12 protein-coding genes are annotated in these 17,501 nt (G+C 36.2%); 10 read left to right on the forward strand and 2 right to left on the reverse strand.

What is annotated here, in order from left to right:
• The first annotated feature begins 122 nt into the window (after window positions 1-122).
• From ptcA to IGJ66_RS06390, 6 genes are all read left to right on the forward strand, one after another.
• Window positions 123-1,157, forward strand: a complete 1,035-nt coding sequence (gene ptcA / locus IGJ66_RS06365) for a putrescine carbamoyltransferase (RefSeq protein WP_071868368.1) — start codon at window positions 123-125, stop codon at window positions 1,155-1,157.
• Between the two features lie 18 nt (window positions 1,158-1,175).
• Window positions 1,176-2,561, forward strand: coding sequence for an APC family permease (locus tag IGJ66_RS06370; protein WP_071868369.1), 1,386 nt, complete (start codon window positions 1,176-1,178; stop codon window positions 2,559-2,561).
• Window positions 2,548-3,645, forward strand: a complete 1,098-nt coding sequence (aguA, locus tag IGJ66_RS06375; protein ID WP_067482016.1) for an agmatine deiminase — start codon at window positions 2,548-2,550, stop codon at window positions 3,643-3,645. Before IGJ66_RS06370 ends, aguA (IGJ66_RS06375) begins: the two co-directional genes overlap by 14 nt.
• A 114-nt stretch (window positions 3,646-3,759) precedes the next feature.
• Entirely contained in the window at window positions 3,760-4,860 is a 1,101-nt protein-coding gene (gene aguA / locus IGJ66_RS06380; RefSeq protein ID WP_071868371.1) for an agmatine deiminase, read from the forward strand.
• 7 nt (window positions 4,861-4,867) lie between these two features.
• A complete protein-coding gene (locus IGJ66_RS06385; RefSeq protein WP_071868372.1) occupies window positions 4,868-5,665 on the forward strand; it encodes a MurR/RpiR family transcriptional regulator in 798 nt (265 codons plus the stop codon).
• Window positions 5,666-5,878: 213 nt separating this feature from the next.
• Window positions 5,879-6,853, forward strand: coding sequence for a Gfo/Idh/MocA family protein (locus IGJ66_RS06390; RefSeq protein ID WP_270607631.1), 975 nt, complete (start codon window positions 5,879-5,881; stop codon window positions 6,851-6,853).
• 117 nt (window positions 6,854-6,970) lie between these two features.
• On the opposite strand, the gene IGJ66_RS06395 is transcribed toward IGJ66_RS06390, so the two are convergent.
• The gene (locus tag IGJ66_RS06395) at window positions 6,971-8,458 is read right to left on the reverse strand and encodes a helix-turn-helix domain-containing protein (protein WP_071868374.1); all 1,488 of its coding nucleotides are present in this window, start codon (window positions 8,456-8,458) and stop codon (window positions 6,971-6,973) included.
• 434 nt (window positions 8,459-8,892) lie between these two features.
• On the opposite strand from IGJ66_RS06395, the gene IGJ66_RS06400 reads away from it, so the two are divergent.
• From IGJ66_RS06400 to IGJ66_RS06415, 4 genes are all read left to right on the forward strand, one after another.
• A complete protein-coding gene (locus IGJ66_RS06400) occupies window positions 8,893-12,483 on the forward strand; it encodes a SpaA isopeptide-forming pilin-related protein (protein ID WP_430616379.1) in 3,591 nt (1,196 codons plus the stop codon).
• Window positions 12,480-14,084 (forward strand): SpaH/EbpB family LPXTG-anchored major pilin, encoded by a 1,605-nt coding sequence (locus IGJ66_RS06405; protein WP_430616380.1) that lies wholly within the window; start codon window positions 12,480-12,482, stop codon window positions 14,082-14,084. Before IGJ66_RS06400 ends, IGJ66_RS06405 begins: the two co-directional genes overlap by 4 nt.
• Window positions 14,077-15,936: a SpaH/EbpB family LPXTG-anchored major pilin gene (locus IGJ66_RS06410; RefSeq protein WP_430616381.1), complete on the forward strand. Its 1,860-nt coding sequence runs from the start codon at window positions 14,077-14,079 to the stop codon at window positions 15,934-15,936. The genes IGJ66_RS06405 and IGJ66_RS06410 overlap by 8 nt, the downstream gene beginning before the upstream one ends.
• Before the next feature lie 133 nt (window positions 15,937-16,069).
• On the forward strand, window positions 16,070-16,927 hold the full coding sequence (locus tag IGJ66_RS06415; RefSeq protein WP_430616382.1) for a class C sortase: 858 nt from the start codon (window positions 16,070-16,072) through the stop codon (window positions 16,925-16,927).
• 63 nt (window positions 16,928-16,990) lie between these two features.
• On the opposite strand, the gene IGJ66_RS06420 is transcribed toward IGJ66_RS06415, so the two are convergent.
• A complete protein-coding gene (locus IGJ66_RS06420) occupies window positions 16,991-17,419 on the reverse strand; it encodes an Rrf2 family transcriptional regulator (RefSeq protein WP_071868378.1) in 429 nt (142 codons plus the stop codon).
• Window positions 17,420-17,501 lie beyond the last annotated feature (82 nt).

Here is a 17,501-nt window from a genome sequence, read left to right on the forward strand (position 1 = left end):
CTATTCCTTTCTTAAACTAGAAAAGCCCTTACAACTTATTAAAAAAACAAGTATGCTCAAAGTGTCAAAAGGATTACTCGAGTATAAACGACAAAAAATAGATAATTGAAGGAGAATGTAAAATGCAAAAACGTGATTTTATCGATACAAATGATTTTTCAAAAGAAGAGGTAGATTACTTGATTGAATTGGGCTTGAAATTGAAAGAATCAATTACTAATGGCTACTATCCTCCTTTGTTGAAAAACAAAACGTTAGGAATGATTTTTGAGCAATCTTCTACACGTACCCGTGTATCTTTTGAAACAGCTATGACGCAACTAGGTGGGCACGCACAATACCTAGCGCCTGGACAAATCCAATTAGGTGGACACGAAAGTCTGGGCGATACTTCCCGCGTCTTATCTCGCTTAGTAGATATTTTGATGGCTCGGGTAGAACGTCATGACTCAGTAGTTGAATTAGCTAAAACAGCAACGATTCCTGTAATAAACGGAATGAGCGACTATAATCACCCGACTCAAGAACTAGGTGACATCATCACCATGACAGAACATCTACCAGCCGGCAAAAAATTAAGTGACTGTAAAGTCGTTTTTGTCGGTGATGCGACACAAGTTTGCGTTTCGTTAATGTTTATTGCTACAAAAATGGGGATGGACTTTGTTCAATTTGGACCAAAAGGATTCCAAATCAAACCAGAAACATTGGCTATTGGTGAAGCAAATGCACAAATATCTGGCGGAAGCGTGTTAATTACTGAAGACGCTGATCTTGCTATGAAAGATGCAGACTTTGTTTATACAGATGTTTGGTATGGTTTGTATGAAGCGGAACTATCTGAAGAAGAACGGATGAACGTATTTTATCCAAAATATCAAGTCAATGCAGACTTAATGAAAAAAGCGGCCTCACATGCTAAATTTATGCATTGTCTACCCGCTACCCGTGGAGAAGAAGTAACTGATGAAGTATTAGATGCACCTTACTCAGTGGTACTGGACGAAGCCGAAAACAGATTAACAGCGATGCGCGCTTTGCTAGTTTACTTCTTAAATCCTTACTTAAACTATGCGAGTGAAGCAGTAGTCACAACATACAATAGTGAATTTGAACGTTTATTACGTCAAACAAAACAATACGAACGCAAAAACTAAGGCTAGAAAGGAGCAAGGATAATGGAAAAAAAGAAGTTCCGATTATTTGACGCTGTATTAATGGCAGTTGTGGTTATCCTGGTAGTAGAATCTGCTGCCCCCGCCGCAGCAATTGGCTCCTCACAATTTTTTTGGTGGGGGTTACTACTGATTTTATTCTTCTTACCTTATGGATTAATTTCTGCAGAGTTAGGTACAACTTATGAAGGCGACGGCGGAATTTATGATTGGGTAAAGAAAGCTTTTGGTCGACGTTGGGGTGGAAGAGTTGCCTGGTTTTATTGGATCAACTTTCCTATTTGGATGGCAAGCTTAGCCGTTTTGTTCCAAGAAGTCCTATCACAAATTTTTCAAATTCAGCTTCATTTATTTGTAACTATTGGAATCCAGTTGCTCTTCATTTGGGTCGTTACTTTTATTAGTTGTTATCCTGTGAGTGACAGTAAATGGATTTTGAATCTTGCCGCTTTTGCGAAAGTTGCCATCATGATTTGTTTAGGTGTTCTGGGTATCTATCATGCGGTAACGAAAGGTGTAGCAAACGATTTTTCAGGAGCAGCTTTACTTCCAAAAATGGATATTAAGAGCCTTAGCTTTCTTTCAGTTATTCTATTTAACTTTTTGGGATTCGAAGTGGTAACTACTATGGCAAGCGACATGGATAATCCGAAAAAGCAAATTCCGCAATCAATTATCTATGGTGGAATACTTATTGCATTCTTTTATCTATTTGCGGCATTTGGTATGGGCGCAGCGGTTCCTGCCGATGAATTATCTGCATCAGGCGGCTTAATCGACAGCTTTATCTTATTAGTCGGTGGCTTGAATCCGTTTGTAGTGATTATTGGCTTATTATTTATGTATACTTTAGCTGCCAATTTGATTTCATGGTCTTTAGGTGTGAATTATGTTGCTTTATACGCAGCTAAGAATAACGATATGCCTGCGATTTTTGCACGTGTAAATTCCAAAAATGAAATGCCCGTTGGTGCTTCTTTACTTAACGGAATCATTGCAACATTGCTTGTTGTCGCCGCACCAATGATCCCCAACGAAAATATTTTTTGGGCATTCTTTTCATTAAATGTCGTTGCATTATTGTTATCATATATCATGATGTTCCCAGCATTTTTAAAACTACGCAAAACAGATCCCGATACACCTCGACCATTCAAAGTTCCTGGCCCAACATGGTTTCTTCGAATTCTGACTTATGTTCCATTTACTTTACTGGTCTTAACTTTAATTTTCTCAGTCGTACCACTTGATAATAGTCCAGAAGAAATTTCCGGAAAAATTCCGGTATTGATAGGTACAATTCTTGTAGCATTGATTGGTGAAATAATGATAAAACACGCAGGAAAAACGTTAGAAAAAGGAGTTCATTCTCATGAAAACAATTGATAGTACCCCAAAACAAGATGGCTTTTGGATGCCTGGCGAATTTGAAAACCATGAGGGCGTTTATATTTTATGGCCCCAACGATCAGATAATTGGCGCAATGGTGGAAAGCCAGCACAACAAACATTTGTCGAAGTAGCCAAAGCAATTGCTGCCTTCGAACCAGTAACCGTGGGAGCAAATCCTGACCAATATAATAATGCACGTCATTTACTACCGGAAGAAATCAGAGTAGTTGAAATCGCTAATGATGATGCATGGGTACGTGACTGTGGCCCAACATTTGTTAAAAGTAGTAGTGGTGAAGTCCGCGGTGTCGATTGGTCATTCAATGCGTGGGGCGGATTGGAAGATGGTCTTTATTTCCCATGGGATAAAGACGATCAAGTCGCTCAAAAAATTTGTGAAATCGAACGTAAAGATCGTTATCGGTTAGATAGTTTTGTTTTAGAAGGCGGCTCAATCCACGTCGATGGAGAGGGTACCTTATTAACAACGGAAGAGTGTCTACTTTCAAACGGACGGAATCCTCAATTATCTAAGGAACAAATTGAACATGTTTTAAAAGAACAGTTAGCCGTTGAAAAAATTATTTGGCTGAAACGTGGAATCTATCTAGATGAAACGAATGGTCACGTTGACAATATTGCTAATTTTGTTAAGCCAGGTGAAGTGGTTCTTGCTTGGACAGACGACATAGCTGATCCGCAGTATGAAATTTCTCAAGAATGCTTGAATATTTTAGAAAACGAAACAGATGCCAAAGGGCGGAAGTTGGTCGTTCATAAAATGTATGTACCAAATCCTGTTACGATTACTAAAGAAGAAAGCTTAGGTGTAGACGCTGTAGCAGGTACCTTGCCAAGAGAAGAGGGCGACCGTTTAGCTGCTAGTTATGTTAATTATTATACGGCTAATGGCGGAATCGTCTTTCCATTATTTGGTGACCCTATGGATCATGAGGCAGAAAAACTTTTAGCAAAATTATATCCAGATCGTGTAATTAGCGGGGTTCCTGCACGAGAAATCCTTTTAGGCGGAGGAAATATTCACTGTATCACTCAACAGATACCTAGTAGCCACTAAAAGATACAATGAAATGATTTAACAAGTTAAAAGGAGAGGACGGAGGATTCGCAAACAGGTTTGTTTCGAATCCTCGTTTTTTGCTATACTAATAGGAGAAGAGGAGTTGTCCAAATGAAAATCGAACACAGTACCCCGAAGCAAGATGGCTTTCGCTTGCCGGCAGAAACAGTTCCTCATGAGGAATGTTTTATGATTTGGCCGGAGAGAACTGATAATTGGCGAAATGGTGCAAAGCCAGCTCAACTTACTTATGCAGAAGTTGCACAAACTATTGCGAAATTCGAACCAGTGACAATGCTTGTATCAAAAAGACAATACAAAAATGCTCGTCATTTACTTAACGAAAACATCCGTGTTTTAGAAATGAGTTCAGATGATGCATGGATCAAGGATACAGGTCCAGTCTACGTCATGGACACGTCAGAAAATCTTCGTGCTGTAGACTTTCGATTCAATGCGTGGGGCGGATTGTTAGACGGGCTGTTTTTCCCTTGGGATCAAGATGATTTATTGGCAGAAAAAATTTGTAATTGGCAACGATTAGACTATTATTCCTTAGCAAATTTCGTACTAGAAGGTTGCTCCATTCACAGCGATGGGGAAGGAACAATTTTTACTACGGAAGAATGTCTCCTATCTGAAGGAAGGAATCCGCAATTTACTAAAACACAAATCGAAGAAATCCTTTTGGAGTATTGCGGAGCTCAAAAAATCATCTGGCTTCCACATGGCTTCTTTTTAGATGAAACAAATGGTGATATTGATAATTTGTTGAATATCGTTCGCCCCGGTGAACTCGTCCTTAATTGGTGCGATGATCCAGAAGACCCAATGTATGAAATTGTACGAGAAGCTTATATGTACTTATCAAAAGTAACAGATGCCCAGGGACGGGGACTACAAATTCATAAAATGCCTTTACCGCAAGCAATGTACATTACTGAAGAAGAAAGTCAAGGAGTAGACCCAGTAAATGGTATGCTTCCACGCTTTCCTGGAGATCGATTAACAGCTAGTTATGTTAGTTATTATACGGCAAATCAAGGCGTAATCTATCCTGTATTTGACGACCCTAATGACCAAAAAGCACATAAAATACTGAAAGACTTGTATCCTGGATATGAGGTCATCGGAGTTCCTGCACGAGAAATTCTTTTAGGTGGAGGAAATATCCACTGTATTGCTCAGGCACTACCAAAACATAGAAAGTAGGATGATTATGGATTTCTATGAAATTGTTAATTCCCATCTAGCAGAACTGACAAGAAATGAACGGGTTTTGTTTGATTATGTTATCTCAAACTTGAATGTCATCAAAAATAAAAGTATTAGAGAAGTTTCTGAAGAATGCTTTGTTTCAACCACGACTTTTTTGCGTTTCGTTAGAAAAATAGGTTTTAGTGGTTATAGTGAATTTTCAACAGTTATCAAATACACTTTATTAACAAAAAATGATGTTCCTCAACAAAGTCCATTTGTGGTTTCTCAAAGAGATTATCGGGAAGAATACTTAAAAAATTTAATTGAGTCCGTTCGTGTAATGGATAGTGATAAAATCAAAAAAATTGTTTTGGCCATGCAGGAAAAACCAAAAATCTTTTTATTCGCCAAAGGAATGAGCAAAGAAATTATGGGCTATATCAAATATCTCTATACTACAGCTGGATTTTTTGTCATCTTTCCAGAAGATCAACAAACAAGAACAATTGCTTTACAACAAGCTGAATCAAAAGATTTGGTTTTCGTTTTTAGTTATCGTGGTGAGGACAATGAGTTAATTACCTTGATTCGAAAGTTGAAAGAGCAGTCACATCCCTTGATTGTATCAATCACCGGTGCCGACAATAACCTGATGCAAAACACAAGCGATATCAATCTCTACTTATTTACAGATGAATTGTACCTTAATCAACTAAATCTTACTTCGCATATCTCGATGATTGCCTTGATGGAGCTGTTGCTTTATCAATATATCGAAGGCTGTGATCCCCAGGACTATCATCTGGTATTTCGTTGAATCAACTACCTTTAGAGCTTAGAACAACATGTTCTTCGTGTCTATAGGTAGTTTCTTTTTTGGTAAAAAGTTTCAGTTTTTTGCGATAAACAGGCTTTTTTCTGGTACAAACTGCCAATTTTCAGTCGTTCGCTTATCAAAGAATCATTTTCATGGTTCAATGAGGCCACAACAATCTATGAAAATGAAATTTCAATTAAAAGGGTGAACAATATGAAGTTAGCGATAATTGGCTCTGGCAAAATTGTACAAGACTTTTTAACAATTACAAAAGACTTACCTCAAATCGAATTAGAAGCAATCGTCGGAACAAAAAGAAGCAAAGAGACATTAGAAGAACTACAAAAAAAATATGGAATCAAAAACTATTTTACTGACTACGAACAATGTTTACAGGAAGATACGATTGATACCGTTTATGTTGCTGTCCCTAATCATTTACATTTCTCTTTTACAAAAAAAGCATTGTTAGCTGGTAAAAATGTCATTTGCGAAAAACCATTTACTACTGATTATCAACAATTTTTAGAACTAAAACATTTAGCAGAAAGCAAACAAAAATTTTTGCTTGAAGCAATTACAAACCAATACCTGGAGAATTATTTGGAAATCAAGAAACAACTGTCTTCCTTAGGAGAGATAAAGCTAATCGAATGCAACTATTCTCAATATTCTTCACGATATGATGCGTTTAAAAACGGAGAGATTGCGCCTGCTTTCGATGCTCAAAAAGGTGGAGGAGCATTGATGGATCTTAACATTTACAATGTCCACTTTGTTGTAGGACTATTAGGAAAACCATTAGAAGTCTATTATTTTCCACATATGGAAAAAGAGGTTGATACTTCTGGCATTTTAGTGTTGCAATATAAGGAATATCAAGCAGTTTGTATCGCGGCTAAGAATTCTGATGCACCCGTTCGCTCAGTTATTCAAGGTGAAAATAGGTCGATTGTAGTTGACAGTCCTGCCAATGTTCTAACTTCCTTTGGTATCTATCAAAAAAATCAACTCTTAGAAACTATTTCTGCGAATAGTCACGCACATAGAATGTATCAAGAATTTGCAATGTTTGATCAGATGATTCAAAGTAAAGATTTTTTTGCCATGCAAAAACAATTAAAACATAGTGAAACTGTCATGTGGGTGATTGACCAGGCAAAATTATCAACGAAATCAAGAAATTAATTCCTCGCATCAATTTTTTAAAAAAACTGCAAACAAAACTATCTGTCTCTAAAACAGTTTTACATTTCTACTTGTTTCAAAGACAGATAGTTTTCTGCTTAGTCCAGCTGCTTAATATTACATTTCTGGTGCTAGATTGTTTAAATACATATCCCACAACCAATTAAACAACTCACTTAAATAATTTGATTCATCTGTTAATTCGACGATAAAGCATGGTTTCGTCGTACTCGGCAAAATTTCTGAAAAGCTAGTGATAAACAAATCGATTTCTGAATGGTCAGTTACTGATAGTTCATAGTCAACAAATTGCAATTGTGATAAAAACAAAACAATATTCTGTAATATTTTTTGATTAATCATAGGAATAATTGCAACTTTCACTCGTCTATCTTTGATTTTTTTCTGGAAGTAAGGATAGAGGATAAAACTTAAATCTTCAAGTAATTCTTTTTTACGATCTTTAAAAATAAAAAAGGACGTTTTTTGAAAATATTGCTCAAAATAATGACCTAAAATCTCTATTAACTTTTGATACCCCGGTGTTTCTGAATGACTAGAAACGCCATCAAACCCATAGAATTTGGGTAGTTTTCCCCCATTAGTATAGTGAGAAAATAGCGTAGAAAATAGATTTGCACGGATAAGCAGTTCTTCTTCTTCAGTCAGATTTTCAGGTAAGATTTTTTTTGAATAAAATGAATTAAATTCTATCAAAAACCTGTGAAATTGCTGTTCTCTCTTTTCTAAATTTTGATAAAAATCAACTAAAATAGTTAAGCGAGAATCAACCGGTGATGCATAGTAGAACGAAAAAACAAATACATATTTCAAAAAATTAATGTGATAAATAATCTGATAGGGATCCTTAATAAACTGAGAAAAATATTGTTGTAAAACGGGATTAGCGTCAAAATAAATCAATTCATTTCCTTCAAATTCATCCAATTCATACCCTTGTAAACTTCGAATTTTCATAATCGTTAACATTAATCGGATTGCTTTTGGATGAACATGAGAAAAGTTAAAAAAATCAAAGTCTTTTAAAAGTTCTTTTTCATTATAATACGGTAAATCAAGTTCTTCGTTTGTGAGCACATCATCTCCAGTGGAGCCTAACCAAATCACATAAAAAAAAAGCAGTTGAATGTTGCTTTCTTCTCCAAAAATTTTCATTTTAGAAAAGTTAAGTTTTACATTCAAATCATCTAAGCACACTTTAGTCGTTTGTAATGCTCTGATTGCAGTCGAGCGACTGATATAGTTTTCTTCTAAAAAATCTTCAATCGTTTGTTCTGGTCTTGTCAATATAGAAAGTAAAAATTGATAGGGTAGAGAACACTTAATCAAAAACTGTAAATATATATTGTAATTATAGCCTTTAGTGTGCCAATTAACTCGTCCGCTCTCATCCCAAACACTCTTATCAAAGAGCGTAATCATGTCACGATCAAATGACTGGATCAACGATTGAGTGGCTGGAAAAGATAGTTTGAATTCTTTAGCTAAATAGGAAATGGAACAAGAAGCATTCTGTGAATTAAGGATCTGAAAAACTGCTAACTTTCGCCTGTCATAATCATTAAGAACCACAAATTCAAACATAATGAACTCTCTCCTTCTTTATTTTTGACCAGATTTCTTACATAATCCATCAACTTTCTGACAAAAAAATTAAACTATATCGTTTTTTATAACAAAAAACATTTTAAATATTAATTATATTTTAATACAAATAAAGGATTTACAGAAATATTACGCACTTTTAATGCATAAATTTTTACTTTATCAAAATATAACTCATACTAACTATGTGTTATACGCTCATCATTACATCACGCCATTATCATAGTTTGTGAATATTTTATAAATCAAAAAATAAAATGTGTTACATTTTTGAGAAAATAACATATAAAAAACGAACATCCTCTTTAAACCACACATTGTTAACTTTTGCTATAACATAATTCCGTTGCTAAACTTCAAATTGTAGAGGGAACATTTTTCATGTTTGTGAATTTGGAGGGAGGGGAGTCGGAATGAATCGTAAAGTAAAACTAGTTAGCTTCTTATGGATTGGTGTTTTGTTGCTAAGTATTTTTAGTCAGTTGTTAGGGATTTCTAGTTTAATTCATGCAGAAGAGACCACCGAATTTCGAGAAATTGCAACCAGTCAACAGTTGAAACTTGAGGGGAAAGATTCAATTGCCACAGAAGATGGCTCAGAAGGTACCAAGAACTGGACCTTGAGATATCATAAACAAGTAAGTGAAGAAAAGCAAACAACCTTACAACTAAAAGTTACCGCTGAAGATCAGCCAATTAAACAAGTAACGCAAACAGATTTTATAGAAATTGAAAATGGCTGGATTGAAGAAGTTCATGATGCCGAAATGAATACAATCGAATTTCAAACAGCTATTGAACAATCAGCTATCCAAATTCAAATAAAATTATTAGATGAGCAAGGAAAAATTTTAGAAGAAACAGCTCAAGCAATTGAGTTCCAATCAAGCATTGATCCCTCTATAAATGGTCAACAAACGAATGAATCTACTGATGAACAGGAAGAAATTAAGAAAGAAAATGATACAACTGTTCAAGAAAATACGTTAGGCACGGATGGCTCAGAACAAGCGAAGGAATCTGAGGAAGATAAAACTTCAGAAAAAGAGCAAACAGCAGATACTGAAGCTGCTCAACCTTCTGATGAAAAGGCACTTCCATTGATTACTGCAGCACCATTTGCTATGACACCTTTAGCAGGAAGTCCGGTCAATGTCGATCCATTTAATTACGTTAATGATGCGTTAGGAACGTATCCAGAACACTCGACAAATAATTACACGACCAATGACTCTTCCACATTTATCAAGAACTATGATTTTAGTACAGAGAAAACAGAGGGGACTTCATCAATAAATAATATCATTGATAGCAATCCGCTGAACTTTACTAATGGTTATCATGATTATGGTGATGGAGCAATTAAAAAAATTGTTATTCCAACTAGTAACCCAAATCAATTTAAAGTCCAATTAGATGTAATTGGGGATGCACTGGAAACAAATCAACCGATTGATATCTCTTTAGTATTAGATAAGTCTAGCTCAATGGTTCAAGAAACTGTTCCTGAAGGGATGACTCGTTGGGTCGCCTTACAAGACGCAGTGACTACATTTGCAAATGATTTGCTTGGACCCGGCAATGATGGAAATATTCGTTTAGGACTAGCAGCATTTGGTTCTACACGTATGCAAATCAACAATAATTCAGTCGATGTTCCATATGGAGAGATTGGGAAATTTGGTTCTAGTGGTTTCACAACAAGTCCATCAGCAATTACCAGTCACACAATCTATACTGCGACACCTGATACTTCTGGTACACCAACTTACCTTGGTCTTGATGCAGGTTATGCCATGCTAACAAATCCAAGTTATGGAACTAGGAGTGAAGCAGCAAAAGTCCTAATCGTTTTAACTGATGGTGAACCTACTTTTTCACCAAATCAAAATTATTTGAATCTGACAAATAACCTACTCAGTTTGAATCAAACAAATCTAGGCAATTCTGAACGCTACTATGCACGAATGAACAATACAAATTACTACAACGGGAACGGAACATCGTCAACTGGACATGTTACACCAACAGTTGATTATGTTAATCAAAGAGCTACGCATCCAGCAAATCAAAATATCATAAAATACTCAATTGGTTTTGCTACAGGTGAGACTGCTGAAAGTGTCTTAACAGCTATTGGGAAAAATGGTTATTTCACCGCAAATAATCGTGAACAGCTGATTCAGGTTTTAAAAACATTGAGTACTACTTTCTCAGCTACGCTCCAACAAGCAACGGTTACAGATCCAATGAGTGACTATGTCAATTTGATTGGTGATGTAAGTTCTTTTGCCTTGAAAGTTGATAATGGGTTGACTGTTATTCCATCTACAAGTAGTAGTTATCCGTCATTTGCACAACAAGTCCAAGTTGCCATCAATGGAAGTACGATCAACTTATCAAATATGAATCTAGGAAAGACAGAGACTGGACGAGAAGGTTATCGAATCGAATACCTGGTTGAAGTAAAAGAAGCCTATCGCGATGGCCTGTTTTATCCGGCGAATAAGACAACCTATGTAACAAATAATCGAACAACAACGCCAGATTATCTTCATTTCGCAATTCCATCTGTAAAAGTTCCAGTAACCACATTTGATATCCATGCGAAAAAAATCTGGGAAGATGAATCTAATCAATGGAATTTACGTGAAGACATCACCTTACAATTACAAGAAAAAAATCAAGATGGTAACTGGGTAGATGTCCCAAATCAACAATTATCGGTACCAAAAGGAGCTACGTCGACAGAAGGAATATTCACTGATGTGGTCGCACTTCGAAATGGTCAATTTATCGAATACCGTATCATCGAAAAAGTCGGCGAAGCAAATCACGTCACTGGGTACAGCGCACCGACATACGCACCAGCATCAACTACAAAAGAAACAAATCAAACATTAACCGTTACAAATACTTTGCTGAAAAAAGGAATCAGTTTTATCAAAGTCGGTGAGGATCATGAAACACCACTTGCGGGGGCAAAATTTGGTATTTATCAGAAGTCTGCGCCAACTGTTCTTCTTGCTGAGGCAACTTCTAATGATTCCGGGTTAGTTCAATTTCCAGCATATCCGATTGGTGAGTATATCATTCGTGAATTAGCTGCACCTGAGGGATATCAAGAAATTGAAGAATTTACGATTTTGGTAAAACAAGAATCTGATTTAAGTTTAAGCGTCACTGGATTCCCTGAAAACAATCAAATCAGTAACCAACTCGTTCCATTTTTACTTGAATTTAAGAAAACAAATGAAACTGGAACACCACTTTTAGGTGCAACTTTCACATTGGAAGGTGAAAATCTATTAGAACCAATTGAAGCAACTTCAGAATTACATGGAGTTGTCCAATTTAGCCAAGGGTTACAACCAGGTGAGTATCTCTTGAAAGAAACGAATGTACCACTTGGATATGAAAACAATCAGGGACCTTGGAAAGTAGTTATTGGTTCAGATAAAGTGATTCAAATTTTTGATAAGGATGAAACACTTCTCTACTCAGAACCCGCTACTTTTGATGAAACTCAAAACCGCTTTATTATTACCGGTTTGACACTGACTAACCGCTTAAAAGACTTTACTTTAGAACTAGAGAAAAAAGATCAAGATGGTCGATTGCTAAATGGTGCAGAGTTCACGCTTACTGGACCAGATAACTATAGTGAAACGATTAAACAAACAGATAGTTCCACATTTATCTTTACTGGCTTACGACCAGGAGAATACAGCCTAGAAGAAACCTTTACCCCAAGTGGTTTTATCGGCTTAACTCAACCAGTTGTGATTGTTATTAGTGATACAGGAAAAGTGACTATTGATGGAGAAGAACAGACAGACGTTCTCACTGTATCAGGTAATATCATCCAATTAGAAGTGACAAACCATGCAAAACAGCCACTTCCAGAAACTGGTGGAATGACAATTATTCCGTATTTAGCACTCGGTAGCACGTTGATGTTGAGTTTTTACATTTATTTAAGAAGAAGAGGGGGTAGAGCATGATGAAACAACTACTTTCCCGATTAAGCATTGTCCTAGTTTCACTTCTCTCTGTCTTCATGATGGCGCAAATTAATTCAACCGAAGTTTATACAGAAACTGAGGCTTCTTCAACAATCACGTTACACATTCACAAACTGTTGTTTGACCATGAAGCAGATATTGATGAACAACACAATGATGGTGAAACAAATCCTTTTGAAGAACCGATTGGACTCCAGAACTTTGAAGGTTTAAATGATGTTGAATTTACTGTTTATGAAGTAACAGATATGTATTATGAACAATTAGCAGCCTCAGATTTTGAAAATCAACCAATTGAAGAATTTCGAGCAGCATTTCTTAGACACATGCAAACGGCGGATGTTGAAGCATTGACCAAATACGTTGGTGTTACCCAAACACAGGGAAATGAAAAGGGGATTGCTTCCTTTGAACTTCCTGCTAAAAAAGGGGATAAGGATAGTGTTTTCTTCATCAAAGAAACGAATCATCCACCAACTGTCAATTCTATCACTCGCCCCATGTTAGTTGTTTTACCAGTATTTGATAATAATGGGAATGAATTACAAACCATTCGAATTTTCCCAAAAAGTCGAGCAACCAGAACAATTCCACCAACACTAACGAAAAAAATCAATGGTGAGAAAATCGACTTTGAATTTGGTGAACCAATCGACTATCAGTCAACACTGACCGTTCCATCAGATATTGCTAATTACGAAAGCTTTGTTGTGACTGATATACCGGATGACTCTTTGATGCTAATTCAAAAAGCAACTGCCGAAGAAACAGTCTCAATTTCGCTTAGTCAACCTGAAATGCGTCCATTTTATACATTCACTTCGATTTCAGAGCGCGGATTCACTGTCGCATTTGATCCAAAGGTTTTAGCAGACCATGTTGGTGAAAAAATCACTTTTTCTTATCAAATGTTGATCCAAGAAAATAATTTAAATCAGTCTGATTTCTTGAATCGAATCTCACTAATAGTTGATGGTGAGAAAAAAATTGAAGTAACGACAACCGTCGAAACAGGAGGGAAATACTTTGTAAAAGTTGATGCAACAGATGAATCAAAAAAATTAACGGGTGCAGAGTTTGTCGTACTAAATGATAAAGGAGAATATTTAGCACATGCAGATGGAAAAAACATCTGGATTGATGCAACGAAAGTACCAACTTCTTATGAAAATCTAGTGAAATTAGTCTCTGACACAAACGGTCTGTTTTGGATCAATGGATTACGTTATGGCGACTACCAACTATTAGAAATCAAAGCCCCAGAAGGTTACCTTCTAAATAAAGAAAAAGTGCCATTTGTTGTTGCAAAAGGAACGTTTACACAACAAGAAAACCAAACTTTAAAAATTGTAAATCAACAGGAAACAGTCAAAAAAGGTATACCAGCTACGCCCGTTGTTCCAACGGCTTCAATTGCTACACCAAGCAAATTTGGAAAAGATTTACCTAAAACGGCAGATCAATTCAATAATTATCTATTAGCAGCTGGTTTACTCATGATAGCAAGTGCAGGTTATTTGTTGGTCAAGCAACACAATCATGGAGTGAAAAAAAAGAATGGGAGTGAGGAAAATGAATAAGCAAAAGAAAGTATTTACCTGGGTTCTTTCACTTTTACTAATGTTACCGTTGTTTTTAGGGTTGGGAAGTGCTGTTTATGCCGTTGAAGAAGGCGACACTGAAACAGAGCAAACTGTTACACTACACAAACTTGCTTTTGATACGCTGCCCGAGTCAATTCAAAATACTGGTGATGAGATGACTTGGCCAAATTCGACACCATTAAGTGGTGCAGGTTTTACAGCATATGATGTAACGAGCATTTACTGGGCTGCTTATGATGGCGCAAGTGGTACACATGAAGAACGAGTCACTGAAGCTACCGATGCTGCAATTGCAGCAGATACTACTGGGTTAGCATCCCATGAATTTGCACTAACTGACTCAAGCGGTATTTCTTCACTCGCCTTACCAACACAATCAGGTGGACGAAATGCTGTTTATCTATTTAAAGAAACGACTACTCCCGCTGGTGCGATTGCTGAGAAATCAGTGCCATTCGTGGTCGGATTACCCGTAACTGATGAAGGTGGAAACAATCGTCCGGTTGTTCATCTTTATCCAAAAAATGAATACAAAACCTCAGACCTAACATTCAAAAAATATGGTGTAGGACTAGATGCTGAGGGAAATCAAGCAAATCCAGTCGCATTAAAAGACGCTGGGTTCATTCTAAAAGATCAAGCATCAGGAATGTATTACCAAGCAAGCACAGGCAAATTTGATGGAACAGTTGATGCAGCAACAATTCTTTTCTCGGATGCATCTGGCCAAGTTACTGTTGAAGATTTGATTTTAGCTGATGGCGGTATTTATGAATTTTATGAAGTAGACACACCGGTTGCAACAAGTCAACTTCAAACAGGAGCAGAAATTTATCACTATTTGAATAATCCAGTTGTTACAGCCTTTGCAACTCGTAATGCAAGTGATGGTTCAATGGCGATCAAATACTCACATTACAACGAACTCCAAGTGCTATTAACTGATAAAGAAAATGCATCTGCATACAACTACAAAGTTCCTGAACCTAAAAAAGAAGCAGATGATGTAGATGTAGATGTGGATCAAATCGTCACCTTTACAATCACACAACAAATTCCTAAAGATGTAGCGCAATTTACGAAATTCGATTTAGTTGATACGTATCATTCATCACTGGAACTTGTTTCTACAGCAGATGAAATTCTTTCAAGTATCAAAATTGATGGCGCAGCCACTGGAGATGTGACCGCAACTATTGCTGACATTACAGCTAACCCATTTATTGTTAGCTTCACACCAGCTGAGTTAGCAAACCATGCAGGTAAAATATTAACTTTTGAAGTTCAAATGAAAATCAAACCAGGCGCTCCACTAGCAACAGCAATCGACAACCAAATCAAGTTTGACAATAATTTTATTCCAAAAACAGCCCAGGAAGAAGTAAAGACTTTTGGTAAGAAATTTATCAAAAAAGATGCGGATACAAAACAAACACTTGCTGGAGCAGAATTTGTAGTTAAGCGCGGTGAGGCCTTCCTAAAAATGACAGACGGAAAAGTTAGTTGGGTTGCTACACAAGGAGATGCAACAGTTTTTCAATCAAATGACCAAGGCGTAATTGAAGTTTTCGGTATTGCTAAAACAGATGAACTTGGTGCTGATATCGTTTATCAATTGGTGGAAATAAAAGCTCCTGATGGTTATGTTTTACCAAATACACCAACAAACTTTGTCGCAGATAATGGAAAAGTTGAACTCGTGGTAGTGAATAAGACAAAAGGTAAGTTACCAATTACCGGTGGTATGGGGATTACTGTTTTCCTAGCTGCTGGACTAACAGCTGTCCTATCTGCTGGTTATTATTTTAAAAAACGAAAATCAGAATAATAAGATGTAGCTGTAATAAATTTGGCACGAGTGGTAGGTAAGGTGAGGCTGTAACAAAAGTCAAAATTGATTTTTGTTACAGCCTTTTTCTAGCAATTTTTCGATGATTTTACAAACAGGTGAGGTGAGTGAGATGAAAAAACAAAAAAAGGACAGAAAAAAAACAGATATCTTCATGATAATTGTTCTATTTCTTGGTATTAGTTTATTTTCCTATCCATTTGTTAGTGATGCCGTTAATAGTTATTTCGATCAACAATTAGTTCAGTATTACCAACAAAAGGCCAATAACGAAAATGAAGAAGCAGTTGCCAAACTGAAAGAGAAACAAGATAAACAGAATGCGGAGTTAGCAAAAGATGGAAATAATCCTGGAGTAGCAGCATTTAATGATGCGGTAAGTAATGAACAGCAAAAGAAAATCAAAAAAGAACAATCTTATTTAAAACAGCATACAATTGCAACTTTAACTATTCCAAAAATCAAAGTTAGTTTACCCATTTTTGATCAGACAAACGAATTGTTTTTACAAAACGGTGTTTCCTTGCTTGAAGGTACAAGTATCCCTTCTGGTGGTCCAAGTACTCACAGCGTCTTGTCAACTCATCGAGGATTACCAGAAGCTAAACTATTTACGGACTTACCTAAACTAAAAAAGACAGATGTTTTCTATATTGACATCAACAATGAACGACTAGCTTATGAAGTTGACCAAATAAAAACGATTGAACCTACAGACACTCAAGACTTACTGATTCAAGGTGGAGAAGACCTTATTACCTTGATGACATGTACCCCTTATATGGTCAATACACATCGTTTGCTCGTTCGGGGCCACAGAATCCCATATAAGCCAGAAGCGGAGAAAGAAATCAAAGAAACTATCAACCACAATCGAAACAAATTATTTATTTGGATAGGTGGAATAATTTTAGCCGTGTTACTTAGTCTTTTCATTTTTAGAAAGATCAAAAAGAAAAGAACACATTAATCAATAAAAAGCGTGAGTCAGACTACTCTTGGAAGGAGCCTGCTTACGCTTTTTTGATTGTAATTAACCATTCGTGCTTTCTTGAAGAATTCCTTCAATAATTTCTGATAAAAAAATAGTTTTCATTTCGTTTTCGACTGATTGTTGTAAAAAAATATATTTCTGATCCAATACTTTTTGAATATTTCCACCAACTAAGCAATTTGGGGCAGTATTTTTATCTGAATGAAAAATTGCTGGGTCTTTTTCGACCGCTTTATAGATAGTAGCTAATGAAATTTCTTCCGGTGGCATTACTAAAGAGGGGGCAGCCTTTCCTGATTCTGTTTTAATTAGGTTTGCTTTTCTCAAATCACCCATGATTTTTCTAACAGTTACCGGATTTGTTTGCACACTTTTGGCAATTGCTTCACTGGATAAATCAGTTCCTTGAAAAATTTGAATATAAGCTAAGATATGTATAGCATCACTAAGTCGCACTGAATACTTCATTCGATCACCTTTTCTTTTTATTTGACATCTATACTTTTATTATATATTATTTACCTGTAATTTACAAATATACAGGTAGGAA

The organism is Enterococcus sp. DIV0176 (assembly GCF_050528535.1).
Taxonomy (GTDB): Bacteria; Bacillota; Bacilli; order Lactobacillales; family Enterococcaceae; genus Enterococcus_B; species Enterococcus_B thailandicus.